The 26,292-nt window shown below is 73.4% G+C and carries 25 protein-coding genes; 17 read left to right on the top strand and 8 right to left on the bottom strand.

Going from position 1 to position 26,292, the window contains the following annotated elements:
- Positions 1-165: 165 nt before the first annotated feature.
- On the bottom strand, positions 166-636 hold the full coding sequence (locus tag ACSP97_RS06595; protein WP_388290925.1) for a winged helix-turn-helix transcriptional regulator: 471 nt from the start codon (positions 634-636) through the stop codon (positions 166-168).
- 120 nt (positions 637-756) lie between these two features.
- On the opposite strand from ACSP97_RS06595, the gene ACSP97_RS06590 reads away from it, so the two are divergent.
- Positions 757-1,926: a thiolase family protein gene (locus ACSP97_RS06590; RefSeq protein WP_355326663.1), complete on the top strand. Its 1,170-nt coding sequence runs from the start codon at positions 757-759 to the stop codon at positions 1,924-1,926.
- 4 nt (positions 1,927-1,930) lie between these two features.
- Here ACSP97_RS06590 and ACSP97_RS06585 read toward each other — a convergent pair whose 3' ends face one another.
- Positions 1,931-2,677: a TVP38/TMEM64 family protein gene (locus ACSP97_RS06585; RefSeq protein WP_355155363.1), complete on the bottom strand. Its 747-nt coding sequence runs from the start codon at positions 2,675-2,677 to the stop codon at positions 1,931-1,933.
- 158 nt (positions 2,678-2,835) lie between these two features.
- Here ACSP97_RS06585 and ACSP97_RS06580 point away from each other — a divergent pair, with 158 nt between their 5' ends.
- The 3 genes from ACSP97_RS06580 to ACSP97_RS06570 all read left to right on the top strand — a co-directional run bounded on the left by ACSP97_RS06580 (position 2,836) and on the right by ACSP97_RS06570 (position 7,491).
- Positions 2,836-5,100, top strand: coding sequence for a DUF7507 domain-containing protein (locus tag ACSP97_RS06580; protein WP_440556743.1), 2,265 nt, complete (start codon positions 2,836-2,838; stop codon positions 5,098-5,100).
- A gap of 317 nt (positions 5,101-5,417) precedes the next feature.
- Complete coding sequence (gene tuf / locus ACSP97_RS06575) at positions 5,418-6,596, top strand: elongation factor Tu (protein ID WP_355155367.1); 1,179 nt, start codon at positions 5,418-5,420, stop codon at positions 6,594-6,596.
- Between the two features lie 49 nt (positions 6,597-6,645).
- A complete protein-coding gene (locus ACSP97_RS06570; RefSeq protein ID WP_355326657.1) occupies positions 6,646-7,491 on the top strand; it encodes a spermidine synthase in 846 nt (281 codons plus the stop codon).
- A gap of 50 nt (positions 7,492-7,541) precedes the next feature.
- On the opposite strand, the gene ACSP97_RS06565 is transcribed toward ACSP97_RS06570, so the two are convergent.
- Entirely contained in the window at positions 7,542-8,621 is a 1,080-nt protein-coding gene (locus ACSP97_RS06565; protein ID WP_440556741.1) for a hypothetical protein, read from the bottom strand.
- 108 nt (positions 8,622-8,729) lie between these two features.
- Here ACSP97_RS06565 and ACSP97_RS06560 point away from each other — a divergent pair, with 108 nt between their 5' ends.
- The 3 genes from ACSP97_RS06560 to ACSP97_RS06550 all read left to right on the top strand — a co-directional run bounded on the left by ACSP97_RS06560 (position 8,730) and on the right by ACSP97_RS06550 (position 11,653).
- A complete protein-coding gene (locus tag ACSP97_RS06560; protein WP_388110548.1) occupies positions 8,730-9,191 on the top strand; it encodes a DUF4442 domain-containing protein in 462 nt (153 codons plus the stop codon).
- 243 nt (positions 9,192-9,434) lie between these two features.
- On the top strand, positions 9,435-10,589 hold the full coding sequence (locus tag ACSP97_RS06555; RefSeq protein ID WP_440556738.1) for an endo-1,4-beta-xylanase: 1,155 nt from the start codon (positions 9,435-9,437) through the stop codon (positions 10,587-10,589).
- A gap of 413 nt (positions 10,590-11,002) precedes the next feature.
- A complete protein-coding gene (locus ACSP97_RS06550) occupies positions 11,003-11,653 on the top strand; it encodes a DedA family protein (protein ID WP_355155376.1) in 651 nt (216 codons plus the stop codon).
- A gap of 19 nt (positions 11,654-11,672) precedes the next feature.
- On the opposite strand, the gene ACSP97_RS06545 is transcribed toward ACSP97_RS06550, so the two are convergent.
- A complete protein-coding gene (locus ACSP97_RS06545; protein WP_355155378.1) occupies positions 11,673-12,200 on the bottom strand; it encodes a gamma carbonic anhydrase family protein in 528 nt (175 codons plus the stop codon).
- A gap of 110 nt (positions 12,201-12,310) precedes the next feature.
- Here ACSP97_RS06545 and ACSP97_RS06540 point away from each other — a divergent pair, with 110 nt between their 5' ends.
- Complete coding sequence (locus ACSP97_RS06540; protein ID WP_355155380.1) at positions 12,311-13,075, top strand: acyltransferase; 765 nt, start codon at positions 12,311-12,313, stop codon at positions 13,073-13,075.
- A 3-nt stretch (positions 13,076-13,078) separates the two neighbouring features.
- Here the strand turns inward: ACSP97_RS06540 and ACSP97_RS06535 are convergent, their stop codons facing one another.
- Positions 13,079-13,936, bottom strand: a complete 858-nt coding sequence (locus ACSP97_RS06535) for an EamA family transporter (protein ID WP_440556735.1) — start codon at positions 13,934-13,936, stop codon at positions 13,079-13,081.
- Positions 13,937-14,044: 108 nt separating this feature from the next.
- Here ACSP97_RS06535 and ACSP97_RS06530 point away from each other — a divergent pair, with 108 nt between their 5' ends.
- Together ACSP97_RS06530 and ACSP97_RS06525 are read left to right on the top strand one after the other, a co-directional pair.
- Positions 14,045-14,617 carry a helix-turn-helix domain-containing protein gene (locus tag ACSP97_RS06530; RefSeq protein ID WP_355524913.1) on the top strand — a complete coding sequence of 191 codons (573 nt, stop codon included), beginning with the start codon at positions 14,045-14,047 and terminating at the stop codon, positions 14,615-14,617.
- A 43-nt stretch (positions 14,618-14,660) separates the two neighbouring features.
- A complete protein-coding gene (locus ACSP97_RS06525; RefSeq protein WP_355155384.1) occupies positions 14,661-15,215 on the top strand; it encodes a YbaK/EbsC family protein in 555 nt (184 codons plus the stop codon).
- Between the two features lie 58 nt (positions 15,216-15,273).
- On the opposite strand, the gene ACSP97_RS06520 is transcribed toward ACSP97_RS06525, so the two are convergent.
- A complete protein-coding gene (locus tag ACSP97_RS06520; RefSeq protein ID WP_358679368.1) occupies positions 15,274-16,302 on the bottom strand; it encodes a cation diffusion facilitator family transporter in 1,029 nt (342 codons plus the stop codon).
- 62 nt (positions 16,303-16,364) lie between these two features.
- Between ACSP97_RS06520 and ACSP97_RS06515 the strand changes: the two genes are divergently transcribed.
- On the top strand, positions 16,365-16,727 hold the full coding sequence (locus ACSP97_RS06515; RefSeq protein ID WP_355155387.1) for an ArsR/SmtB family transcription factor: 363 nt from the start codon (positions 16,365-16,367) through the stop codon (positions 16,725-16,727).
- Positions 16,728-16,825: 98 nt separating this feature from the next.
- Here ACSP97_RS06515 and ACSP97_RS06510 read toward each other — a convergent pair whose 3' ends face one another.
- Both ACSP97_RS06510 and ACSP97_RS06505 read right to left on the bottom strand, forming a co-directional pair.
- Positions 16,826-18,469 (bottom strand): APC family permease, encoded by a 1,644-nt coding sequence (locus ACSP97_RS06510; RefSeq protein WP_355326633.1) that lies wholly within the window; start codon positions 18,467-18,469, stop codon positions 16,826-16,828.
- A 202-nt stretch (positions 18,470-18,671) separates the two neighbouring features.
- Positions 18,672-19,079 (bottom strand): CoA-binding protein, encoded by a 408-nt coding sequence (locus ACSP97_RS06505; RefSeq protein ID WP_355326630.1) that lies wholly within the window; start codon positions 19,077-19,079, stop codon positions 18,672-18,674.
- Positions 19,080-19,224: 145 nt separating this feature from the next.
- Here ACSP97_RS06505 and ACSP97_RS06500 point away from each other — a divergent pair, with 145 nt between their 5' ends.
- The 6 genes from ACSP97_RS06500 to ACSP97_RS06475 all read left to right on the top strand — a co-directional run bounded on the left by ACSP97_RS06500 (position 19,225) and on the right by ACSP97_RS06475 (position 26,289).
- Positions 19,225-19,998, top strand: a complete 774-nt coding sequence (locus ACSP97_RS06500) for a hypothetical protein (protein WP_440556730.1) — start codon at positions 19,225-19,227, stop codon at positions 19,996-19,998.
- A complete protein-coding gene (locus ACSP97_RS06495; protein WP_355155395.1) occupies positions 19,995-20,528 on the top strand; it encodes a SixA phosphatase family protein in 534 nt (177 codons plus the stop codon). Before ACSP97_RS06500 ends, ACSP97_RS06495 begins: the two co-directional genes overlap by 4 nt.
- Positions 20,529-20,763: 235 nt before the next feature.
- Positions 20,764-21,390, top strand: coding sequence for a YigZ family protein (locus ACSP97_RS06490; protein WP_355155004.1), 627 nt, complete (start codon positions 20,764-20,766; stop codon positions 21,388-21,390).
- A 107-nt stretch (positions 21,391-21,497) separates the two neighbouring features.
- Positions 21,498-22,661 carry an exonuclease SbcCD subunit D gene (locus ACSP97_RS06485; RefSeq protein WP_440556728.1) on the top strand — a complete coding sequence of 388 codons (1,164 nt, stop codon included), beginning with the start codon at positions 21,498-21,500 and terminating at the stop codon, positions 22,659-22,661.
- A complete protein-coding gene (locus ACSP97_RS06480) occupies positions 22,658-25,654 on the top strand; it encodes an AAA family ATPase (protein WP_440556725.1) in 2,997 nt (998 codons plus the stop codon). Before ACSP97_RS06485 ends, ACSP97_RS06480 begins: the two co-directional genes overlap by 4 nt.
- A gap of 119 nt (positions 25,655-25,773) precedes the next feature.
- Positions 25,774-26,289 (top strand): immunity 21 family protein, encoded by a 516-nt coding sequence (locus ACSP97_RS06475; protein ID WP_355155010.1) that lies wholly within the window; start codon positions 25,774-25,776, stop codon positions 26,287-26,289.
- Positions 26,290-26,292: the final 3 nt, after the last annotated feature.

Genomic DNA, 26,292 nt, shown 5'->3' with positions numbered 1-26,292 from the left:
TTGGTCACCGTCGACGTCGGTCGTGCCCCGTGGTCGGCCCAGTTCAAGCGGCATATGCCCGACCGGGTTGATGCCGAGGGGTGGCCGGGAGTTGGCCGAAACGGGGACGCGGTGCCCTGGGGAGCGGGTCGAACACCGGTCGACCGGCCCGTTGCGCGGGCCGGTTCAGGGGTGCACCGGGCCCCGGAGCGTCCAGCCCGGGGCCTGCGGATGCGCGGTCAGGTCCTCGTGGTGCACCGGGTCGCCGCAGGCGCGGCAGGTGACCACCGGGACCAGTTCATGGCCGCAGTTGTGCTCCACCACCATGGGCAGACCGGTGTTCTGGCGGAGGTGGCGGTCGCCCCACTCCTTGAGGGTCATCAGGACCGGTTCCAGGTCCAGGCCCGCCGGTGTCGGCCGGTACTCGTAGCGCCGGGGACGCTCGCTGTAGACGTGCTTGGTGAGGATCCCGGCGTCCACGAGCCGGCGCAGCCGGGTGGACAGGACGTCCCGCGGGGCGCCGATGTTGCGCACCAGCTGGTCGAAGCGACCGTTGCCCAGGCACACCTCCCGCAGCACGAGCAGGGAGTACTTCTCGCCGACCAGCGCGAGGGTGTCGGCGATGGAGCAGGGACGCGGGTCCTTGGTGGCGGCCATGCGCACCAGTCTAGGTGAGGGTTTGAATTCCCAACCCATTTCGGTTTGTTTTTCCAACCCACCTCGCTATGGTGAGTTTGGATTTCCTACTCACTGGTAGCCCGCTCAGGAGGCCGCACCATGCGCGACGCAGTGATCGTCGAAGCCGTACGCACCCCGATCGGCAAGGGCAAGTCCAACGGCGCCCTGGCGCACGTCCACCCCGTACAGCTGCTCGCCCACACCCTCGGCGCCCTGGTCGAGCGCTCCGGGATCGACCCGGCCCTGATCGACGACGTGATCGGCGGCACCGTCGACCAGGTCGGCGAACAGGCCATGAACACCACGCGGTACGCGGTGCTCGCCGCCGGCTTCCCCGAGTCGGTCCCGGCCACCACGGTGGACCGCCAGTGCGGCTCCTCCCAGCAGGCCGTGCACTTCGCCGCGCAGGGCGTCATCTCCGGCGCCTACGACATGGTCGTCGCCTGCGGCGTGGAGTCGATGAGCCGGGTGCCGATGTGGTCCAACGTGCCCGCGGGCAAGGACCCGTTCGGACCCGGCGTCGCCGCGCGCTACCCCCAGGGCCTGGTGCCGCAGGGCATCAGCGCCGAACTCATCGCCGCCAAGTGGTCCCTGAGCCGGGAGCGGATGGACGAGTTCGCCGTCTCCTCCCACCACAGGGCGGCCGCGGCCTGGCAGGCGGGGCTGTTCGACGCCGAGACCGCGCCCCTGGAAGGGCTCGCCCGGGACGAGAGCGTCCGCCCCGGCAGCACCCCCGAGATCCTGGCCGGCCTCCGGCCCGCCTATCACGACCCGGCCTTCGCCGAACGGTTCCCGCAGATCGAGTGGAACATCACCGCGGGCAACGCGAGCCCGGTCAACGACGGCGCCTCCGCCGTCCTGATCACCTCCGGCGAGACGGCCGCCCGCCTCGGGCTGCGCCCGCTGGCCCGGCTGCACAGCTTCGCGGTCACCGGCTCCGACCCGCTGCTGATGCTCACCGGAGTCGTCCCGGCCACCGAGAAGGTGCTGCGCCGGGCGGGCCTCACGCTCGGCGACATCGACCTGTTCGAGGTCAACGAGGCCTTCGCCGCCGTCGTCCTCGCCTGGCAGCAGGAGACCGGCGCCGACCTCGACCGGGTCAACGTGCACGGCGGCGCCATCGCCCTCGGCCACCCCCTCGGCGCCAGCGGCACCCGCCTGACCACCACCCTCGTCCACGCGATGCGGCAACGGGGCGCCCGCTACGGCCTCCAGACCATGTGCGAGGCCGGTGGACTCGCCAACGCCATGATCCTGGAGGCCGTCTGACCCCTCATCGGCCGCGCAGCCGGTGCCGCTGCCGCCAGGCCACCACCGTGCCCACCAGCGCGGGCACCGCGATACAGGCCATCGCGATCAGAAACGCGGGGGACGTCGGAGCCGAGGCACGGGCGCCGGCCACCGCGTAGGCGGCGGTGTTCGGCACCGAACCGAGCGCCGTCGCCAGCAGGAACGGCAGCCACCCCATCCGGGAGACGGCCGCGCAGTAGTTCGCCGCCCAGAACGGCACCCCCGGGAACAGCCGCGCCGCCAGCATCGACCGGAACCCGTGCCGGCTCAGCTGCCCGTCCGCCGCCCTCAGCAGGCGCCCGCGCAGCAACGGGCGCAGCGCGTCCTGCCCGAGCAGCCGTCCGAGCCCGAAGGCCACGCCCGCGCCCAGCACCGTGCCCGCCAGCGCGGTCGCGAGACCCAGCTGCGAGCCGAACAGCGCGCCCGCCGCCAGGTTCAGCAGCGGCCGCGGCACGAACGCCACCGTGCACAGCCCGTAACCGACCCCGAACACCAGCGCCGCCGCGATCCCGCCCGCCTGCGGCGGCCAGCCGTGCGTCAGCAGCCGCTGCGGGTCGAAGAGCAGCACGACCGTGCCCGCGCCCGCCAGCAGGGCGAGCAGCAGCGAGAGCCGCGCCCACGGGGAGAGCAGCGCACGGGCGCAGCGCGCGGCGAGACCCGCACGAGGCAGGGGCGGTGCCGGGACGGCGAGTTCTGCGGTGCCCCCGGAGCGGTTGCTGGCGTCGAGCACGTGACCCCCTAGAAGACACCGATGGCCCGCCGCCGATGATAGAGGGCGTCAGGGGCGCCGCCGCCGCAAGCGGAGGCGGTGCGGCTGACCGGGTAGTCGACCGGGACGCGGCGGCTTGTCACCCATTGTGTACACAGAGTGTCTGCTACTTGCTGCGCATGACGCGAAAACGACGCTCATCGCCACTCGGCGGACCCGCACGGACCTCCCGGCTCGCCGCCGCGGCGCTGACCCTGGCCTTCGGGATGGGCGGCTCCCTGGCCCTGGACGCCGGTGCCGTCGCGCGCGCCCACGCGCAGCCCCGCCAAGGCGGAACCACCCTGGTCGACGAGACGTTCACGGGGGCGACGGCACCGGAGTTCACCGGGGTCGGCTCGGCGTGTCTCACCGGCGCGCCGACCGCCGCCCTGCCGGGGCCCGGCGACCATCCGCTGGGCGGCTGCCCGGTGGGCGTCGGCCCGGTGCCGCCCGACGACGCCGCCCCGCACGGGTACCTGCGTCTGACGGACGCCTCCAACGACCAGTCCGGCGCCGCTCTCTACAACCACGCGCTGCCCGCGAGCGAAGGGCTCGACGTCACCTTCGACCAGTGGCAGTACGGCACCACCACGGGCCAGATCGCCCCGGCCGACGGCATCTCCTTCTTCCTGGTCGACGGCGAGACCCAGCTGGCCCGTCCCGGCGCCTTCGGCGGCAGCCTCGGCTATGCGCAGAAGCTGCCCGACGACGACCCGACGGCGGAGTTCCAGCCCGGCGTGGACAACGGCTACCTGGGCGTCGGGCTCGACGTCCTCGGGAACTACTTCGGCGACTGGGAACACCGCGGCAACGGCTGCCCGCCCGGGGAACGCTCGCCCGCGGGAACCGCGTTCCACGTGCCCGCGCCCGGATCCAACATGGTCACCCTGCGCGGTCCCGGCAACGGCATCGAGGGCTACTGCTTCCTCACCGCCACCACCAGCAACTTCTCCACCACCGGGCCCTGGCCCTCGACCCTCCCCGGAAGCCTCCAGGGGCCGACCACCTCGGTGTCGGGCGACCCGGCCCAGGCCGAGGCGGACCTGGAGCCGTCGCGCCGCCGGGTGCACGTGGTGATCACCCCGGCGCCCGACCCGGTGGTCACCGTCTCCCTCGACTTCAACGACGGCACGGGCTTCCACCAGGTGCTCAGCACGCCCGCGCCGACCCCGGTGCCGCCCACCTACAAGTTCGGATTCGCGGGCTCCTCCGGCCTGTTCACGGACGTCCACCTGATCCGCAACGTGGTCGTGCGCACCGAACGGCCGCTGCCCCGGCTGAACCTCGTCAAGCAGGTCAGGCGGCCGCTGCCCGGCGATCTGACGGTCGGTTCGCAGGTGCCGTACGACTTCGTGGTCACCAACGCGGGTGGGACGACCATCGAGAACCTGGCCGTCGACGACCCGAAGATCACCGGCATCTCGTGTCCCGTGACCACCCTCGCGCCCGACCAGACGGTCACCTGCACGGCCACCTACACGGTGACCGCCGCGGACGTCGCCCACGGTTCGATCGACAACACCGCCGTCGCCACGGGCACCTCCGGTGGCGGCACGGTCACCTCGCCGCCCTCCTCGGAGAGCGTGCCGATCGAGCGGGCACCGGGCATCGAGGTCGAGAAACAGGTGGAGACGCCCGGCCCCTACTCCGTCGGGCAGACGGTCACCTACCGCTACACCGTGCGCAACACCGGCGGCGCCGAGCTGACCGACGTGGCGGTGCACGACGACCACGTCACCGGCATCGGCTGCGAGTCGACCACGCTCGCTCCGGCGGAGGAGCCCGGTGACAGCACCACCTGCACCGGCACCTACACGATCACCGCGGCCGACGGCACGGCCGGTTCCGTGACCAACACCGCCACCGCGACCGGTACGGCCGACGGCGAGACCGTCACCTCGCCGGAGACCTACCAGACCATCCCCGTCGGGCAGCCCCACCTCACGCTGCGCAAGCGGGTGGTCTCCAGCGGTCCGTACCAGGTCGGGTCCACGGTCCGGTACGCGTACGACGTCACCAACACCGGCAGCACCACGCTGCGCGACGTGCACGTCGCGGACGACCGGGTCGCCACCGTGACCTGTGACGCCACCACGCTCGCGCCCGGGCAGAGCACCACCTGCCACGGCTCGTACCAGATCACCCGGGCCGACATCGACGTCTGCACGGGCAATGGCTCCGGGTACGGCAAGTCCGGCCACGGCACGGACGACGGCACCGTCGAGTGCCGCGTCACCAACATCGCCCAGGCCGCCGGCACCGACTCGCAGGGCAACACGATCGCCAGTGAACCCGCCTCGGCCACCGTCATGGTCGAGGCCGAGCCGGTCTGCCCGCCCCGGCCGGGCTACGACGAGCCGGACGACAAGGGCTGCGACCGCCGCACCCGGCACGGCGGCCACTGAGCCGCACCCCCACCGGACCGGCGCCGCCCCCGCCAGGGGCGGCGCCGGTCGTTCGTGCGCCCGCACCCGCACGGAAAACCATTCGACGCCGCGCTCCCGGTCGGCGAGGATCGGCCCCATGTTCCGGTACGCCTTCCACCTCACGGCATCCGCGGTCGCGGATGTGCCGAAGGCTGCCGTTCCCACGCTCGCGGCCGCTGTCGACGGCGCCCGAAGCTGACCCTCCCCGGATCGTCCGGCGGACCCCGCAGGGGGAGGGTCGGCCGTCTCCCGGGGTCCCGTCTCCCGCACGACAGCGAAGGCTTCGAGGTACCGCCATGTCCAAAACGGCCTACGTCCGCACCAAGCCGCACCTCAACATCGGCACCATGGGTCATGTCGACCACGGCAAGACCACACTGACCGCCGCCATCACCAAGGTCCTCGCCGGGCGCGGCACCGGCACCTTCGTGCCGTTCGACCGCATCGACCGCGCCCCGGAGGAGGCCGCGCGCGGCATCACCATCAACATCGCGCACGTCGAGTACGAGACCGACACTCGCCACTACGCCCACGTCGACATGCCCGGACACGCCGACTACGTCAAGAACATGGTGACCGGCGCGGCGCAGCTCGACGGGGCGATCCTCGTCGTCTCCGCGCTCGACGGGATCATGCCGCAGACCGCCGAGCACGTGCTGCTGGCCCGGCAGGTGGGCGTCGACCACATCGTCGTCGCCCTCAACAAGGCCGACGGCGCGGGCGACGAGGAACTGGTCGACCTGGTCGAGCTGGAGGTCCGCGACCTGCTCACCGCGCAGGGCTACGCGGGCGACGCGGTACCCGTCGTACGCGTCTCCGGGCTGCGGGCGCTGGAGGGCGACCCGCGCTGGACGGCGTCCATCGAGGCGCTGCTCGACGCGGTGGACACCTATGTGCCGATGCCCGAGCGGTATCTGGACGCGCCGTTCCTGATGCCGGTGGAGAACGTGCTGACCATCACCGGGCGGGGCACGGTCGTCACCGGCGCCGTGGAGCGCGGCACGCTGCGCCTCGGGGACCGGGTGGCGGTGCTCGGTGCCGACGGCGTCGAGACCGTCGTCACCGGCCTGGAGACCTTCGGCAAGCCGATGGAGCAGGCGCAGGCCGGGGACAACGTGGCGGTACTGCTGCGCGGCGTGCCCCGGGACGCGGTGCGCCGCGGGCACGTCGTGGCGGCGCCGGGCAGTGTCACGCCCGAGCGGCGGTTCACGGCGCGGGTGTATGTGCTGGCGGGGCGCGAGGGGGGCCGTACGACCCCGATCACCACCGGGTACCGGCCGCAGTTCTACATCCGCACCGCCGACGTGCCGGGGGAGATCGACCTCGGCGCGCCGGCCGTCGTCCGGCCCGGCCAGACGGCGGAGTTGAGCGTGGAGCTGGGCAGGGAGGTACCGCTGGAGCCGGGCCTGGGGTTCGCCGTCCGGGAGGGCGGCCGGACGGTCGGCGCGGGGACGGTCGTGTCCGTCGGCCCGTAGGGCCCGGGACGCGGTCCCGGTGCCGTCGGGGGCGCGTCACAATGAAGTGGTGACCGAGCAGATACCCGTGTTCCGCACCACCGATCACGGTGCCGCCAAGCTGATGCCCGACGTCGACCGGGAGCGGGCCTGGCTGCTGACGGTGGACGGGGCGCCGCAGTCGTACGTCGACCTGGACGAGCCGACGTACCTGGAGTTCGAGTACGCGCGGCGCCTCGGACACGCGCTGGACACGGTGGCACCGCGGGGCCGGGCGCTGGACGTGCTCCACCTGGGCGGGGGCGCGCTCAGCCTGCCCCGGTACGTCGCGGCGACCCGGCCGGGCTCCCGGCAGGACGTCGTGGAGGCCGACCGGGGGCTGCTGGAGCTGGTCGGCGAGTACCTGCCGTTGCCCGAGGGCTCGGGCGTCGCGGTGCACGCCGCGGACGCCCGGGCCTGGCTGGAGGCGGCGCCGGACGATTCGGCCGACGTGTTGATCGCGGACGTCTTCGGCGGCTCCCGGGTCCCGGCCCACCTCACCACCCTCGCCTACGCCCGCGAGGCCGAGCGGGCCCTCAGGCCGGGCGGGACCTATCTCGCCAATCTCGCGGACGCGGCGCCGTTCGCCTTCCTCCGCTCCCAACTGGCCACGTTCGCCGAGGCGTTCGAGGAGCTGGCGCTGATCGCCGAGCCGGGGGTGCTGCGCGGCCGGCGGTTCGGCAACGCGGTGCTCGTCGCCTCGCACCGGCCGCCGGACGTCGCCGCACTGGCCCGCCGGGTGGCGGCGGACGCCTTCCCGGCGCGGGTCGAACACGGCGCCGCGCTCACGGAGTTCATCGGCTCCGCGCGGCCGGTCGAGGACGCGGACGCGGTGCCGTCGCCCGTGCCGCCGGGCGGGGCCTTCGGCATCGGCTGATCCCGGCGGACCGGGAAGCGGGGCGGCGGCCGGTGGACGGCCGGCGCCGGTCAGTCGGACGTCGGGGTGCCGTGCAGCCGGACCGTGCTGAGGATCTTCAGGACCGTGGCGTCCGGGACCTCGTCCTGCACGCCCTTGGCGCCGTAGAAGTTGAACGACACGTAGTCGTGGGCCGAGTTCTGGAAGCCGAAGGTGAGCGCCTTGCCGTCGCTCGCGCACTTGCCCTTCTGCGGGGTGCCGGCCGAGCGGGCCCAGCCGTAGCTGCCCTTGATGCCGGAGGCGGTCGTGAAGGGTGTGGCCTTCTTGTCGAAGGTGACGCTCTTCTTGTCCGGCTGGGTGTAGCCGCCGTAGACCCACCAGGCCGGGGTGTTGATCGCTATCTGGTCGGTGCTCTTGGCGCCGCTGGCACCCTTGGTGCCCACGACGGCGAGCGGGGTGTCGTCGGTGCGGCCGTCCTTGTTGTCGTCGGAGGTGCACCACTGGGGCTGGTCCTCGGCCGTGCCCGACATCACGATCAGCGGCTTCCCGCTGGTGGACTTGTGGTCCTCGAAGCCGACTTCCAGGTCGGGCGCCTGGGCCTGCCAGTCGGCGGGCACGTCGAAGGCGATGCCCCACTTGGGGTTCACCACGACCTTCCAGCCCGGCACGGTCGGCTTCTCGCTCTCCGTGGCGCGCGGGTTGTCGCCGGAGGACGGGGAGGTCGGGGTGGACGGGGCGGCGCTCGGCGACCGGCTGCCCTTGTCGTCCGCCTTGTCGTTCTTCGAGCCGCCGAGGACCAGGTAGCCGGTCACACAGGCGGCGACCACCACCGCGGCGGCCGCGACGATCGCGATCAGCTTCGTACGGCCGCCGCCGTCGCCGCCGCCCTGCGGGGGGCCCTGGATGGGCACCGTGGGCTGCTGCTGCCCCCACTGCGGCTGCTGCCCGTACGGGCCGCCCTGCGGGTACTGCCCGGCCTGGGGGTACTGCCCGGCCTGGGGGTTCTGCCCCGCCTGGGGGTTCTGCCCGGCCTGCGGGTACTGCTGGTAGCCGGGCTGCTGATACGGATTCGGCTGCTGGTAACCCGGCTGCTGATACGGGTTCTGCTGCGGGTTCTGCGCGCCCCCGGGCGGCTGCTGATCTGGCCACATGGCCGACAACACTAGTGCGGCGGCGGCACGGTTCGGTCACGGGATCTCGTCAGGGCGGTCGCGACGGGGGACCACGGTCCTGGCCAGCAAGTCCTACTCGTGAGTAACATGACCGTCATGAGCGCAGACCAGATGTCGATCGGCGAGATGCTCGCCGCCACCGTGCCGATGGCCCGGACGCTGAACCTCCAGTTCCAGGAGACCACCGCCGAGCGGGCCGTGCTGTCCCTGCCGGACCAGGGGGAGTACCACAATCACGTGGGCGGGCCGCACGCCGGCGCGATGTTCACGCTCGGTGAGTCGGCGAGCGGCGCGATCGTGCTGGCCGCCTTCGGGGACCAGCTCTCGCGCGCGGTGCCGCTCGCGGTGCGCGCCGAGATCGCCTACAAGAAGCTGGCGATGGGCGCCGTCACCGCGACCGCGACCCTGGGCCGACCGGCCGCCGAGGTCGTCGCCGAACTCGACGCCGGACAGCGCCCCGAGTTCCCGGTGACGATCGAGATCCGGCGCGCGGACGGCGCGGTCACCGGCGAGATGACGGTGGTGTGGACGCTGCGTCCCAACGGCTGAGGGCGTTTTCCGCCCCCGCGCAAGGGCCTCCGACGGTGTCGGGGGCCCTTCGGCGTTCCCGAGGCAGGTGCACCCCCTGTGGTGGGAAGGTTCGAAAGTTTCGGCCGCGTGGACGGGGGTGAAGTCGTCAAGGAGTAGGCGGTGCAGGCCCATTGACTCCGTGAGATCACGAGGTCTAGCTTGCAGCTCCGATCGAACAGCGGCCCGAAACTTTCGAGGCCCACTGACTCCCGGGAGCCCGTCGTGAAGCAACTTCGGCGCAGATCCACGCTCGTCGCCACTGGTGTCGCCGCCCTGCTGCTCGTGCCCGCCGCCGTCGCGGTCGCGGGCGGGAACAGCGGACCGGCCGACACCTCCCTGCGGGCGCTGGCGTCGAAGCAGGGGCTGCGGATCGGCACCGCGGTCGACGCGGCTCAGCTGGGCACCAACAAGCCCTACACCGACATCGTCGCCGACCAGTTCTCCACGGTCACCCCCGAGAACGCCATGAAGTGGGAGAGCGTGGAGCCCAGCCAGGGCGTCCACGACTGGAAGCAGGCGGACCAGTTGGTGCGGTTCGCCCAGCAGCACGGCCAGGCGGTCCGCGGTCACACCCTCATGTGGCACAACCAGCTGCCCGGCTGGCTGACCACCGGGGTCGCGGACGGCTCCATCAGCGACGCCGAGCTGCGCGACATCCTCCACCGGCACGTCACCGACGAGGTCACCCACTTCAAGGGCAAGGTCTGGCAGTGGGACGTCGCCAACGAGGTCTTCGCCAACTCCTGGGAGACCCCGCAGCCCGACGGGCTGAACGCCGACGACTTCTGGATCAAGCACCTCGGTTCGGGCATCGTGGCGGATGTGTTCCGCTGGGCGCACAAGGCCGACCCGAAGGCCCTGCTGATGTACAACGACTACAACATCACGGGCGAGGACGGGACCAACGCCAAGTTCCAGGCCGTCTACGACTTCGTCAAGAAGCTGCGGGCGCAGGGCGTTCCGATCGACGGCCTCGGCGAGCAGGCCCACCTCGACACCCAGTACGGCTTCGACGCCCGGCAGTACCAGGCCGATCTCCAGGCGTTCGGCGACCTGGGTCTGAAGGTCGCCATCACCGAGGCCGACGTGCGCACCTTCGTCGACAACGCGACCGACCAGGTGCCCACGGACGCGCTCGCCCAGTACGCCCAGCCCTACGAGTTCTCCGAACTGCTCAAGGGCTGCCAACTGGTGCGCCAGTGCATCTCCTTCACGGTCTGGGGCGTTTACGACGGCGACTCCTGGATCCCGGGCACGTTCAGCGGCGAGGGGTACGGCCTGCTCTACGACGTGAACCTGAAGCCGAAGCCGGCGTACTCCACGCTCCAGCAGGACCTGAAGCTGGCGGCGGGCACCGTACGCCACGCGGGCGACTGAGCCGCGTCCGCGAGCGGAGGGACCCCTCGCCGGGGTCCCTCCGTCACCCGTGCCCCCGCCGGGGCCCAGTGAGCCCGCCTGCACCCAGCGGCATCGCCACCGCACCGCCCCGCGGCGCCGGCGGCCGGACGGGGGCCGCGGTCCCGGCACCGGGGGGCGCGGCGACGGAGGACGTCGGGGACGGTGAGGACACGGGCACGCCGTCCTTCCGCGCGAGGCCGGGAGGGAACCGCCAGGAGCCTTCCCCCGTTGTAGGACACGAGGGCGTCCTGGACCCCAATGGCCGGGGGCGGGGCGGTGCCGCCGGGCGCACGCGCGCCATCGGCTGTTCACCACCGACCGGGTAGCCTTCTTTGGGGAGCGCTTTACATACCGCGCTCCGGGCAAGGTCAGCGACAGGGGAGGACCCGGCGGTGCACGTCCAGGAATGGCTCGACTCGGTGCCGGCTGTCGCCGTCTACGCCGTGGTGGCCCTGGTGATCGGCGTCGAAAGCCTCGGCATCCCGCTGCCGGGCGAGATCGTGCTGGTCTCCGCCGCGCTCATGTCCTCCCAGCACTCCCACATCAACCCGCTGATCCTCGGCGCCTGCGCGACCGCCGGCGCGGTGATCGGCGACTCCATCGGCTACGCCATCGGGCGCAAGGGCGGCCGGCCGCTGCTGGCCTGGCTGGGCAAGAAGTTCCCGAGGCACTTCGGCGAGGGCCATGTGGCCACCGCCGAGCGCTCGTTCCAGAAGTGGGGCATGTGGGCCGTGTTCTTCGGCCGGTTCGTCGCCCTGCTGCGGATCTTCGCCGGCCCCCTCGCCGGCGTCCTGCACATGCCCTACTGGAAGTTCCTGATCGCCAACGTCCTCGGCGGCATCTGCTGGGCCGGCGGCACCACGGCCGCCGTCTACTACGTGGGCGTGGTCGCCGAGGGCTGGCTCAAGAAGTTCTCCTACGTGGGCCTCGCCGCCGCGGTGGTGCTGGGCCTGGCCACCATGCTGATCGTCAAGCGCAGGGCGAAGAAGGCCCAGCAGGAGCACGCGCACAAGGAGCCGGAACCCGTCGGCGCCGGAGACTGACCCCGCCGGGGCCGCCCGCCTACTCGTGCACCTCGCGATGCGCCCGGGCCAGCCCGGCGTACAGCGTGCCGTTGAGGGTCAGCCCCTCCCGCTCCTCGGCGGACAGCTCGCGCCGCACCTTCGCGGGCACCCCCGCCACCAGCGATCCCGCCGGTACGACCATCCCCTGGGGCACCAGCGCCTGCGCGGCCACCAGCGAACCGGCCCCGATCACCGCCCCGTTGAGCACCGTCGCGCCCATCCCGATCAGGCAGTCGTCCTCCACGGTCGCCCCGTGCACCACCGCGTTGTGCCCGATGGACACCCGCTCCCCGATGCGCACCGGGAAGCCGGGGTCGGCGTGCAGCGTGACGTTGTCCTGCACGTTCGCCTGCGCCCCCACGGAGATCCGCTCGACGTCCCCGCGCACCACCGCGCCGTACCAGACGCTCGCCCCCGCGCCCACGGTCACGTCCCCGATCAGCGAGGCGTTCGGCGCCACGAACGCCTCCGCGTCCACCTGCGGTTCCTTGCCGCCGATTGCCACGATCAGTGCCCGCCGCGTCATCACTCGTCTCCTCGTGTCCGTAGGTATCCCGCACGGTACGACAGCGGGTGGGGCAAAGATCACAGCGGTCCGGCCTCCGAGCCGAGGCGACCCGTGAGTAACGTGACCCCGTGCCGAAGCGCAAGAACACGTTCTCATCCTGGCGCCGTGGCGTCGCCCAGCGTGCCGTCCACCGGGCATGGGCCTGGGTCCAGCGCACCGGCTCCGTCACGGCGGAGCACCCGGGGGGCCTTCGCTTCGGCGCCATCGGCGAGGCGACCCGGCTCGCCTTCCCGCTCGGCACGGTCTTCGGCGAGCCCTGGATCCGGCTCGGCTCCCACTGCATCATCGCCGAACAGGTCACCCTGACCGCGGGCCTGATGCCGGACCTGGACCTCGGCCCGGACCCCGTCCTGCGCATCGGCGACGGCGTCGTGCTCGGCCGCGGCAGCCACGTCATCGCCGACACCACGGTGACCATCGGCCGGGACTGCTACTTCGGGCCGTACGTCTACGTCACCTCCACCAACCACTCCTACGACGATCCGCACGAGCCGATCGGCCGGCAGTGGCCCCGCATGGAGCCCGTGGAGATCGGCCCCGGCTGCTGGATCGGCACCGGCGCGGTGATCCTGCCGGGCGCGCGGATCGGCCGGAACGTCGTGGTGGCCGCGGGCGCCGTGGTGCGCGGCACGGTGCCCGACCACGCCGTGGTGGCCGGCGCCCCCGCCAGGGTGGTACGGCGCTGGACGGCCGAGGACGGCTGGCAGCCGCCGCTGCGCACCCCCGCCCCGGTGCCGATCCCGGATGGGACGACGCCGGAGCAGTTGCGGGCGCTGGCCCGGCTGGACGAGTCCGCGGTGGCGCGGCTGGCGGAGCTGGACGGCGAGGGCTGAGGCTCAGCCGGTCGCCAGCAGCACCGTGCCCAGCAGGGCGAGGCCCGCGCCCGCCGCCTGGACCGCGCGCAGCCGTTCGCTGAGGAAGCCGCGGGCGGCCAGCGCGGTCACCACCGGGTAGAGCGAGGCGAGCACGGCGGCCACCGTGATCGGGCCGTGCTGGGCGGCGATCGCGTAGGTGCCGTTGGCCGCGACATCGGCCAGGCCGACGAAGGCCAGCGCGGGCAGCGAGCGGTAGGGGAAGCCGCTCTCCGGTACGGCGGTGCCGCCGCGCCGCAGGGAGGCGGCGAGCGCGCCCCCGCCCACGGCGACATTGGTCAGGCGCTGCACGAACAGTGCGAGGAAGAGGCCGGTGACCGTGGTGGAGGCCTCGGCGATCAGGGCGAACACCGTGCCGAAGCCGAGCGCCGAGACCAGGGTGAGCAGGACGGTGCGCCGCTCCACGGGCGCACCGCGCAGCTGCGGGCCGCCCGCGAGGACGACCCCGAGGACGGCGACCGCGATGCCCGCGAGCTGGAGCAGCCCCGGGCGCTCGCCCAGGAACAGGCCCACGCCGACGGGGACCACGACGCTGAGCGTGGCGAGCGGGGAGACGACGCCCATCGGGCCGAGGGCGAGGGCCTTGTAGAAGGAGAGGAGCGCCACCGGCCCGACCACGCCCGCCGCGAACGCGAACCAGAGCCGGGGCCCGGCCTCGCTCCAGGCGCCCGTGGCCACGACGATCGCGCCGAGCACGGCCGCCGCGATGCCCTGGGAGACGACCACCACCGTCAACGCGGGCGTACGTCGTGTCAGCAGCCCGCCGCCGAAGTCGGCCAGCCCCCACAACAGGCTGGTGATCAGGGCGAAGAGGGCGGTCACGGTGCCTCGCAGTACAGTTCGTCGGACGGAGGGGCGCGCTTCACCGTAGTTCAGTCTCTTGGACTGCGCCATCCAAAAAAGTGAACTATCTCGGATATTGGACGGAACGTGTCTGACCTCGAACTGCTGACCCAGTCACTGGCGCGCAACGTCAGGCACTGGCGTTCGGTGCGCGGCTTCACCCTGGACGTGCTCGCCGCGCGGTCGGGCGTCAGCCGGGGGATGCTCATCCAGATCGAGCAGGCCCGCACCAACCCGAGCATCGGCACCATCGTCAAGATCGGCGACGCGCTCGGCATCAGCGTCACCACCCTGCTCGACTACGCGCGGGGCCCCAAGGTGCGCATCGTCCCCGCCGAGCGGGCGGTACGGCTGTGGCAGTCCGAGTCCGGCAGCCACAACCGGCTCCTCGCGGGCACCGAGGCCCCCGGCCCGCTGGAGTTGTGGGACTGGATGCTGATGCCGGGCGACCAGAGCGTGGCGGAGCCGCACCCGCCGGGCACCGTCGAACTCGTCCATGTCGTCGCCGGCGAACTCACCCTCACCGTCGAGGGCGAGGACCACCCCGTGCCGACCGGCGCCAGCGCCACCTTCGAGGCCAACGTCCCGCACGTCTACGCCAACCGCGGCGACGTGCCCATGAAGATGATGATGGCGGTCTCCGTGCCGCCCGTGCAGTGAGACACCCCCGCGTCCGCCGGCGGAGCCTTGTTAGCGTGCGGGCATGCGCGCACCCATCGGAAACTTCGAGACCGCGACCCCGGTACCGGACTGCCTGGACGAACTGACCGCCCCGGTGGCCGACGCGGTACGGAACTGGCGGGCGGGCATCCCTGCCGACCGCGTCCTCTACGTCGACACCGACCCGCGCTGGGCCGACACCGCCGTCTTCCTGGAGCACTACGGCAGCGACCTGACCGAGCGGTCGGCGAACTGTGTGGTGGTCGCGGGCAAGCGGGGCGGCGAGACCACGCTCGCCGCGTGCCTGGTCCTGTCCACCACCCGGGTCGACGTCAACGGCGTGGTCCGCCGCCAACTGGGCTCCCGCAAGGCTTCGTTCGCCCCGATGGAGACGGCGACCGGCGAGACCGGCATGGAGTACGGCGGCATCACCCCGATCGGACTGCCCGCCGACTGGCCCCTCCTGGTGGACGCGGCCGTCGTCGACCTGCCCTACGTCCTGGTCGGCAGCGGCCGGCGGCGCGGCAAACTGCTGGTGCCGGGCAAGGTGTTCGCCGAGCTGCCCGGGGCGGTCGTGCTGGAGGGACTCGGCGTCTGACCAGGGCCTTTCTTCCGGATCAGGTCGGCTCGGGTCGGCAAGATCCGGAAGACGGGCCCTACGTCGTGAGGTGATGGGCGAGGGCGAGATGCGGGTCCCGCTCGCCCGGCACCGGCGCCGGGTCGGCATGCACCAGGGCGGCGGTCAGCCGTGGCAGGGCGTGCAGCAAGGCGTGTTCGGCCGCGACGGCGATCGCGTGCGCCTGCCGCAGCGTGGCCTCGCCGTCCACCACCACCGCGAGTTCGGCCCGCAGCCGGTGCCCGATCCAGCGCAGCCGCAGCTCGCCCACCGAGCGCACCCCCGGCACCGCCAGCGCCGCCCGCTCGGCCCGGTCCACCAGGGCCGGGTCCACCGCGTCCAGCATCCGCCGCAGCACCTCCCGCGCCGCGTCCCGCAGCACCAGCACGATCGCGGCCGTGATCGCCAACCCGACGACGGGGTCCGCGAGTCGGAGACCGAGGGCGGACCCGGCGGCGCCCAGCAGCACGGCGAGCGAGGTGAAGCCGTCGGTACGCGCGTGCAGCCCGTCGGCGACGAGCGCGGCCGAGCCGATGCGCCGGCCGACCCGGATGCGGTACCGGGCCACCCACTCGTTGCCCGCGAAGCCGACCAGCGCGGCCGCCGCCACCACGGGCAGGTCGGTGACCGGACGGGGGTCGAGCAGCCGTCCGACGGCCGCCCAGGCGGCGAAGGCCGCCGAGGCCGCGATCGTCAGCACGATCACCAGCCCCGCGAGGTCCTCGGCGCGGCCGTAGCCATAGGTGAACCGCCGGTTCGCCGCCCGCCGCCCCAGCACGAAGGCGATGCCGAGCGGTACGGCGGTCAGCGCGTCGGCGGCGTTGTGCACGGTGTCGCCGAGCAGCGCGACCGACCCCGAGACGGCCACCACGGCCGCCTGCGCCAGCGCGGTGGCGCCCAGCACGGCCAGTGACACCCACAGCGCGCGCATCCCCTGCGCCGAGGACTCCAGCGCCGCGTCCAGCTTGTCGGCGGTCTCGTGCGAGTGCGGGGTGAGCAGATGGGCCAGGCGGTGGCGGAGCGAGGGGGTGCCGTGCTGGTGCGGGCCGTGCTCGTGGTGATCGCTCACGAAGGTCCCCTTCCGGGTGGGCGGCGGTGGACGCGGAACGTCCACGGGGACATTATGTGCGTATGAGCGCACGCATGCACCTGTCAACTGCGCACCCTGCGCAGCAGCGCACCCCGGGCGACGAACAGTTCGCGCTCGCCGCCGAACTCCTGGCCCTGCTCGGCGACCGCACCCGCCTCGCCCTGCTGCACACCCTGGCCTCGGGAGAGGCCGACGTCAGCACTCTCACAGAAGCCTGCGCCGCCGCCCGCCCGGCCGTCAGCCAGCACCTGGCCCGGCTCCGCCTCGCCGGCCTGGTCGACACCCGCAAGGAGGGCCGCCGGGTGATCTACTCCCTGCGCCACGGCCATCTGCGCCGCCTGGTGGACGAAGCCCTGAAGACCGCCGACCACCGGCTCGCGGAGACGGAACGCGAGGAGGGGTGAGGGCGTGACGCGGGGGCGCGCGCCGGGCGGGCGGCCCGGAAGACGGCGGTGCCCCGGCGACCGCGGGCGGTCGGCGGGGCACCGGTCGGAGCGGCGGCTCAGTGGGTCGGCGCGTCCGTGACGACGACCTCGTCGATGCTGCGCTCGATCGCCTCCGTCCCGGAAGCGGTGGCCTTCGCCCAGTAGTAGACGACGAGCGAGAACGCCGCGACGACCAGCATGTCCCAGTACAGCGGTATGTTGCCCTGGCTGCCCTCGCCGAAGCCGCCCTGCCAGGAGATCACGCCGATGCCCAGCAGGTACACGGGCAGCCACTGCGCGGCCTTGAAGTCCATCCGGGGCGCGTCCGGCTTGCCCTTGGCGTTGGCCCACCAGGCGTAGGAGCCCAGCAGGACGTAGCCGAGCAGGATGGCGAAGCCCAGCCGCCACAGGGTGTCCCAGCCGCTCCAGTAGATGATCAGGTTGGCGATCACGAAGGACGCCGGCGCGACGACCTTGCCGGCGGGCAGCCGGTAGGGGCGCTCGAAGTGCGGCAGACGGTCGGCGAAGACGCCGTAGGCCAGCGGCGCGCCCGCGTACATCAGCACGCTCGCCGAGGTGATGAAGCCGACCAGCTTCTGCCAGCTCGGGAACGGCAGGAAGCAGAGGATGCCGGTGACGAAGGTGACGATGAGACCGATCCACGGCACACCGCGCTTGTCCGTCCGGGTGAGCCCCTTGGGCGCGTAGCCGTTCTTGGCCAGGCCGTAGGAGACGCGCGAGGTGGCGGTGGTGTAGATCAGGCCGGTGCCGGCGGGGGAGATGATCGCGTCGACGTAGAGCACCCAGCCCAGCCAGCCGAGGCCCACCACGGTGGCGAGGCCCGCCCAGGGGCCGCTGATGCCGGCGTAGGCCAGCTTCGCCCAGCCGTGCGCGAAGGAGACCTGCGGCAGCGCGGCGATGAAGACGATCTGGAGCAGGATGTAGATGCCGGCGCCGATGGCGACCGAGCCGAGGGTGGCACGGGGCAGGTCCCGCTTCGGGTTGCGGCTCTCACCGGCCAGCTGGATCGCCTGCTCGAAGCCGAGCAGCGCGAAGATGATGCCGCTGGAGCTGATCGCGCCCAGCATGCCCTTGGCACCGAAGGGGGCGAAGCCCTGCGAGGTGAAGTTGGAGACGTGGAAGTTGCCCACGGCGATGATGAAGATCGCCGCGAGCGGGATGGCGATCTTCCACCAGGTCGCGGCGCTGTTGGTGTGCGCCAGGGCGCGGACGCCGAAGAAGTTGACGCCGACGAAGACGGCCATGAGGACGATCGCCGTCACCACACCGCTCGCGGTCAGCGTGCCGCCGGCGTCCTGGAGGCCCTGGGCGAACTTCCAGTGACCGGCGTAGCCGATCATGGCCTCGACCTCGATGGGGGCGACGGTGGCGGCCTGCAGCCACGAGAACCAGCCGAAGGACATGCCGGCCAGGCCGCCGAAGGCGTAGTGCGGGTAGCGCGCGGTGCCGCCCGCCACCGGGAACATGCCGCCGAGCTCGGCGTGCACGAGTGCCAGCAGGACGATGGCCACCGTGCCGATCACCCACGAGATGATCGCCGCGGGACCGGCCACGACGACGGCCTTCTCGGCGCCGTACAGCCACCCGGAGCCGATGATGGAGCCCACGGAGGCCCACATCAGGCCGATGAGTCCGACGTCGCGGCGCAGACCCCCGGTGTCACTGACGGCTACCGGTGCAGCCTGGTCGACTTTCGCCATGTCAAGTGGCCTCTCAGATCGTAAACGCAGGTTTAACGAGGAAGAAGGCCACAGGCTAGGAACGCTTTCCCTGTCGGCAAAAGGCCGCTTACCAAAACTTGACTCAGGATCTTGCCTGTCTTGAGGACAGGATTTTCACAGCTCACCCGCCATACGCGAATGTCAATATTCAGCACGGAATTGTGATGAAGAAGTGCTGACACTAGGTCAAGCGGGGAATTTCGATGGCCGGGCAGCGGTCCATCACCATGTCCAGGCCCGCCTCCCGGGTGCGCGCGTACGCGGCCGCGTCGACGACACCGAGCTGGAACCAGACCGCCCGGGCGCCCTTCGCCACGGCCTCGTCGGCCACCGCGCCCGCCAGCGAGCTGTTGACGAAGACGTCCACCACGTCGACGTCGAAGGGGATGTCCGCCAGGCAGGCGTACCCCCGCTCGCCGTGCACGGTCTCCGCCTTCGGGTGCACCGGCACGATCCGCTTGCCGAACCGCTGAAGCACCTGCGCCACGCGATACGCGGGCCGCGCGGAATTGCCGGACAGGCCGACCACCGCCCAGGTATCGCCCAGTTCGGTCAGAATCCTGCGAACTGTCGCCTCATCGCCGTACACGTCCGCCTCCTTCGTGGTGTGGGATGTTCTCCGCTGCCGTCAACCGGCGCCGCGGAACACGGATTCCCCGTTCCCGCCCCGCCACGGTGTCCGGAATCGGCGCGCGGTACCCGCGTACGGCCGCCCGCGCGCCTACGCTCGCCCCGTGCTGCGCATCCTCGACGCCCGAACCGGTGCACCCGTCCCCGCCGCGCCCGCCCGGCGCGGCGGCCTGACCCGCATCGAGGCCCGTGCCCCGGGTACCGGCCTCACCTCGCTGCGGGTACTGCTCACCGCCGACCTCCTCGCCCGCGCCCTGGAACTGAACGGCACCCAGGCCTGGCCCACCCTCGCCACCGCGCTGCCCGGGGAACTCCGCGCCGCCGCCGACGCCCTCGCCGTCCGCCCCTTCGAGGAGGCCCGCGGGCTCGCGCCCGGCGCGGGCGGACCGGGCGCGGTGCTGGTGGCGGGGGAGGGCGAGGGTGCCGCGTGGCCCGGGGACGGGCCGCTGGTCCTCGTCGCGCCGGCCGTGTGGTCGGGGCGCACGCCCGGGGCGGGCGAGGGCGCCCCCGAAGAGACCCCGCTGTCCGCGCTCCTCGCCGACCCCGCCGCCCTCCGCTTGGCCCTGCTCCGCGTCCCGCGCCGGGAGAACGCCCGGCTGGACGAGACCGCGATCGGCGCCGCCGCCGAGCGGCTCGCGGGATGGCGCGGGGCCATGGCCGGGTGGGCCCGCTCCCCCTCGCGGCCCGTGCCGGAGGCGGTGCGGGCGCGGCTCGCGCGGGCCTGGGAGGACGACCTGGACATGTTGGGGTTCCTGGACGTGCTCGGCGACGTGGAGACCGACCCCGAGGTGCCCGACGGCGCCCGGTTCGAGACCTTCGCCTACGCCGACCGGCTGCTCGCCCTCGACCTCGCCCGTGACCTCGGGACCCTCGAGTGAGTTCCGGTCCGCTGCGCCGGCTGGTGGTGCTCCGGCACGCCAAGTCGGCCCGGCCCGAGGGCGTGCCCGACCACCGCAGACCGCTGGCACCGCGCGGCCTGCGGGACGCCCCCGCCGCCGGCCGCGCCCTCGCCGAGGCCGACCTCCTGCCCGACCTCGCCCTGTGCTCCACCGCCGTACGCGCCCGGCAGACCTGGCAGCTGGCCTCCGCCGAATGGGGGACGCCGCCCCCGGTGCGCTACGAGCCCCGGCTGTACGCGGCCGGCGTGCCCGACCTGCTGGCGGTCGTGCGCGAGACACCGCCCGAGGTGGAGACGCTGCTGCTCGTCGGGCACAACCCGGGCCTGGAGGACCTGGTCCGCACGCTCGCCGGGGACGGCCTCGACGACACCCTGGACCGGCTGCGCGCCAAGTTCCCCACCGCCGCGATCGCCGTCCTCGCCTGGCACGCCACCGGCTGGCCGGCCCTCACCCCCGGAGCCGCCCTGCTGACCTGGTTCCGGGTACCCCGGGGCGGGAGCCGTACCTAGGGCCTCTCGTTTGGATCAAGCCGGGCTCGCGGGGCCCGGCACGCGCATCTGCCGCGTTGTCGTCAGTCGCCGACTCCCCCACGCTCGGCTTCACTCGCGCGGGGGCACCCCCATCGCGTCGACTCCCTCCTCCGCCTTGCATCTGCACGCACCGGGCCCCGCTCCCTGATCCGGCCTGATCCAAACGAAAGACCCTAGACGGGAGCCGTCCGCCCTCTGCGCATAGGGTGGCCGGATGCAGGACGAGTACCGCACAGTCGCCCACGCGGGCGTGCACGAGACCGAGATCAACCGTTCCCGCTTCCTGTGCGCCCTCGCCCCGGCCGCCACCGAGCAGGAGGCCCAGGACTTCATCGCGGCCGTCCGCAAGGAGCACGCCGACGCCACCCACAACTGCTGGGCCTACGTCATCGGCGCCGACGCCTCCGTGCAGAAGGCCAGCGACGACGGCGAACCGGGCGGCACCGCCGGCGTCCCCATGCTCCAGATGCTGCTGCGCCGCGAGATGCGGTACGTCGTCGCCGTCGTCACCCGCTACTACGGCGGCGTCAAACTCGGCGCCGGCGGACTCATCCGCGCCTACGGCGGCGCCGTCGGCGAGGCCCTGGACGCGCTCGGCACCCGCACCCGGCGCCGCTTCCGGCTGGCCACCGTCACCGTCGACCACCAGCGCGCGGGCAAGCTCCAGAACGATCTGCGCGCCACCGGCCGCGAGGTCCGCGACGTGCGCTACGAGGAGGCCGTCACCCTCGAGATCGGCCTGCCGGACGCCGACGTGGACGCCTTCCGGGGCTGGCTCGCCGACGCGACCGCGGGCACGGCCGCCTTCGAACTGGGCGGCGAGGCCTACGGAGATGTCTGACCAAGAGTGACAAAAAGGGCATAACGCATGTGTGGTGTGCCGGGCATGACGGGTGGTACGCGAGTAGCCGGCCGGGTTGTCGTACCCGGCCGTTAGTCTCGGTGGTCATGAGACTCCTGCACACGTCCGACTGGCACCTCGGCCGGGCCTTCCACCGGGTGAGCATGCTCGGCGCCCAGGCCGAGTTCATCGGTCACCTCGTCGCCACCGTGCGCGAGCGCGAGGTGGACGCGGTGCTCGTGTCGGGAGACGTGTACGACCGCGCGGTGCCCCCGCTCGCCGCCGTCGAACTCTTCGACGACGCCCTGCACCGCCTCGCCGCACTGGGCGTGCCCACGGTGATGATCTCCGGCAACCACGACTCGGCCCGCCGTCTCGGCGTCGGCGCCGGACTCATCGACCGCGCCGGCATCCACCTGCGCACCGAACCGTCCGCCGTCGCCACCCCCGTGGTGCTCGCCGACGCCCACGGCGACGTCGCGCTCTACGGCCTGCCCTACCTCGAACCCGCCCTGGTGAAGGACGAGTTCGGCGTCGAGAAGGCAGGCCACGAGGCCGTCCTCGCGGCCGCCATGGACCGGGTCCGCGCCGACCTCGCCACCCGCCCGGACCGCACCCGCTGCGTCGTCCTCGCCCACGCCTTCGTCACCGGCGGCGAGGCCAGCGACAGCGAACGCGACATCACCGTCGGCGGCGTCGCCGCCGTACCCGCCGGCGTCTTCGACGGCGCCCACTACGTGGCCCTCGGCCATCTGCACGGCTGCCAGACCCTCACCGAGCGCGTGCGCTACTCCGGCTCCCCGCTCGCCTACTCCTTCTCCGAGGCCGACCACCGCAAGAGCATGTGGCTGGTCGACCTCGCAGCCGACGGCACCGTCCGCGCCGAACGCCTCGACTGCCCGGTACCGCGCCCGCTGGCCCGCGTCCGCGGCACCCTGGAGGAACTGCTCGCCGACCCGGACCTCGCCCGCCACGAGGACTCCTGGATCGAGGCCACCCTCACCGACAGCGTCCGCCCGGCCGACCCGATGGCCCGGCTCACCGAGCGCTTCCCGCACACCCTGAGCCTCGTCTTCGCCCCCGAGCGCGCCCCCGACGACCCCCGCGTCTCCTACGCCCGGCGCCTCGCGGGCCGCAGCGACCAGCAGATCGCCCGGGACTTCGTCGCCCACGTCCGCGGCGCCGGACCGGACGAACGGGAGAGCGCGATACTGCGCGAGACCTTCGACGCCGTCCGCGCCGACGCGGCCGTACGGGAGGTGGCCCGGTGAGGCTGCACCGGCTCGACATCACCGCCTTCGGCCCCTTCGGCACCACCCAGCACGTCGACTTCGACGCGCTGTCCGCCGCCGGCCTCTTCCTGCTGCACGGCCCCACCGGCGCCGGCAAGACCTCCGTCCTGGACGCCGTCTGCTACGCCCTGTACGGCTCCGTCCCCGGCGCCCGCCAGAGCGGCACGGGCCAGGGCATGAACCTGCGCAGCGACCACGCCGAGCCCGGCACCCGCACCGAGGTCCGCCTCGAACTCACCGTCGCCGGGCGCCGGTTGGAGGTCACCCGGCAGCCGCCCTGGGAGCGCCCCAAGCTGCGCGGCAAGGGCACCACCGTCGACAAGGCCCAGACCTGGCTGCGCGAGTACGACGCCACGGCGGGCGCCTGGAAGGACCTCAGCCGCTCCCACCAGGAGATCGGGGCCGAGTTCGAGCAGCTGCTCGGCATGAGCCGGGAGCAGTTCTGCCAGGTCGTGCTGCTGCCGCAGGGCGACTTCGCCCGCTTCCTGCGTGCCGACGCGGAGGCCCGCGGCCGGCTGCTGGGCCGCCTGTTCGACACTCAGCGCTTCGCCGACGTCGAGAAGCGCCTCGCCGAGCGCCGCCGCGCCGCCGAGGCCCGGGTGCGCGAGGGCGACGCCGCCCTCCTCGCCGACGCCCACCGCATGCAGCAGGCCGCCGGCGACGCCATGGAGCTGCCCGAGCTGGCACCCGGCGACCCGGGACTCGCCGAGACGGTGCTCGGTGCCGCCGCCGTCGCCCGCACCACCGCCCGGGAACGCCTCGCCGTCGCCCACAGCCGCCTGGCCGCCGCCGAGTCCGCCCACGCCGACGCCCGTCGCGCCCTGGACGAAGAACGCGAACTCGCGCGGTTGCAGGGCCGGTTCGCCGAGGCGCGGCGGCGCGCCGAGCGGCTCGACGCGCGGGCCGGCGATCATCGCGAGGACCAGGAGCGCATGGCGCGTTCCCGCAAGGCCGAGCAGGTCGCGCCCGCGCTGCATGTGCGGGCGGAGGCCGAGCGGGAGCACCGCGGGGCGGACGCCGCCGAGGCCCGCGCCAGGAGCCTGCTGCCCGGCGCGCTCGCCGACGCCGACGCGAGCGCACTGGCCGCCGCCGCCCGCCGCGCCGCCGAGGAACTGGGCGGCCTGGACGCCGCCCGGCGGGCCGAGCGACGCCTCGCCGAGGTGACCGCCGAACGCGCCGGCCTGGACCGCCAGGAGCGCGCCGACGAGGACGTACTGCGCGAGGCCGACGCCTGGCTGGAGGGCTGGGACGCCGCACGCGCCGACCTCCAGGCACGCATCGACACCGCCCAGGAGGCCGCCACCCGCGCCGAACAGCTCGGCGTCCGCCGCGAACCGATGCGGCGGCGCCTGGCGGCGGCCCGCACCCGCGACGCCCTCACCGAGGACCTCGAGACGGCCCGGCGGCGGGCCCAGGACGCCGGACAGCGAGCCCTGGACGCCCGCGCCCACTGGCTCGACCTCAAGGAACAGCGCCTGACCGGCATCGCCGCCGAACTGGCCGCCCACCTCACCGACGGCGAGCCGTGCGCGGTCTGCGGCGCCACCGAACACCCGGCGCCCGCCCGCAAGGTCGCCGGGCACGTGGACCGCGCCGCCGAGGAACAGGCGCACGCCGCCGCCCAGGAGGCCGACCGCCGGCACACCGAGGCCGAGCGGAGCGTCGCCGCCGTACGCGAGTCCCTGGCCGCCGCCACCGCCGAGGCCGGCGAGACCCCCGCCGGGGAACTCGCCGCCGAGGCCGACGAGTTGGAGCAGGAGTACGCCCGCGCCCGGCAGGCCGCCTCCGGGCTGCACGCCGCCCACGAGGAGCTGCGGAGCGCCGAGCAGGAGCGCGAGCGGCGCCTCGCCGAACGGCAGCAGGCCGCCGTACGGGCCGCCTCCCGGCTCACCCGGCGCGAGGCGCTGGAGCGCGAACAGACCCAGCTGGAAGCGGAGTTGGCCAAGGCCCGCGGGGCCGCGGACAGCGTGGCCGCGCGCGCCGCCCAGCTGGAGCGGCAGGCGGCGCAGTACGCCGAGGCCGCGGAGGCCGTACGCGCCGCCGAGGACAGCGCCCAGCGCCTGAAGACCGCCGACGCCCGGCTGGCCGACGCCGCCTACCGGGCCGGCTTCGCCACCCCCGAGGCCGCGGCCGCCGCCCTGCTCACCGACGACGGGCACCGCGAGCTGCAACACCGCCTGGACGCCTGGCAGTCGGAGGAGGCGGCCGTGCGCGCCGTACTCGCCGAGGCGGACACCGCGGCCGCCGCCCGGCGCCCGCCCGCCGACCCGGCCGGCGCCGAACGGGCGGCCGCCGAGGCCGAGCACCGGCTGCGGGAGGCCGTCTCCGCCCGTGACGCCGCCGACCGCTGCCGCGCCGAACTGGACCGGCTGTCCGCCCGTGCCGCCGAGGCCGTGCGCCGGCTGGGACCGCTGCGCGAGGAGTACGACCGGGTCGCCCGGCTCGCCGCCCTCACCGCGGGCACCGCCGCCGACAACGAGCGCAGGATGCGCCTGGAGTCGTACGTGCTCGCCGCCCGTCTGGAACAGGTCGCCGCCGCCGCGACCGTCCGCCTCCAGCGCATGTCCTCCGGCCGCTACACCCTCGTCCACTCCGACGACCGCAGTGGCCGCGGCCGCAGCGGTCTCGGCCTGCACGTGGTGGACGCCTGGACCGGCCGCGAACGGGACACCGCGACCCTCTCCGGCGGCGAGACCTTCTTCGCCTCCCTGGCCCTCGCCCTCGGCCTCGCCGACGTCGTCACCGACGAGACCGGGGGCGTCCGCCTGGACACCCTCTTCATCGACGAGGGCTTCGGCAGCCTCGACGACCAGACCCTGGACGAGGTCCTCGACGTCCTCGACGGCCTGCGCGAGCGCGACCGCAGCGTGGGCATCGTCAGCCACGTCCCCGACCTGCGCCGCCGCATCCACGCCCAACTGGAGGTCGTGAAGGGCCGAACGGGGTCGACGCTGCGGCAGCGGGGGACCTGATCGAGGTGGAGCACCGCGGCCCGGTCCGTCCGGCGGCAGCGGGGCGCGGGCTCGTGTCAACCGCCCCTGGGGGAAGGCGGGTTCGGCCGCCCGCGAGGGTACGTGTAGGTTCTTCGCCCATGGCTCGGATTGAAGATCATGGAGTGCTGGAGTGGGTGGAGTCGGGCGGTGGGCCCCTGATCGCCGTTCCGGAGGTGGTCCTGCCGTTCTGGGCGGGGGCCGACAGCGAGGAGCTGGACACGGACTACGACCGGGCCTGCGAGGTCGCCGGGTACGCCGGGCTGCTGCCCGTCGGTGACAGCGCGGCGCTCGTGCTCGGTGACGAGCCGGCCGCCACCGCCTATCTGCCCGAGCACGGCACCTTCGTCCGGTGGTCCGCGGCCGAGTCCGAGCGCGAGCTGCTGGCCGGGGTGCCGGCCGCGCTGGAGGGGGCCGTGTGGGAGCAGGAGCTGCGCTGGGACGTGCCCGGGCCCGTGGTGCTGTTCGACTCGGCCTGGCCGGGCGGCGAGGCGGACCGGCAGGAGCACCTGAAGGTGCCGCTCGCCGCCGGGCCGTACACCGTACGCACCGCGTACGCCCAGCCGGGCCCCGAGACCTGGGTCGGGCTGGTCCAGCTCACGCCGCTGACGAGCTGAGAC

The organism is Streptomyces sp. SCPE 10, assembly GCF_051980735.1.
GTDB lineage: Bacteria > Actinomycetota > Actinomycetes > Streptomycetales > Streptomycetaceae > Streptomyces > Streptomyces misionensis.
This window is presented reverse-complemented; position numbering and strand designations above follow the sequence as displayed.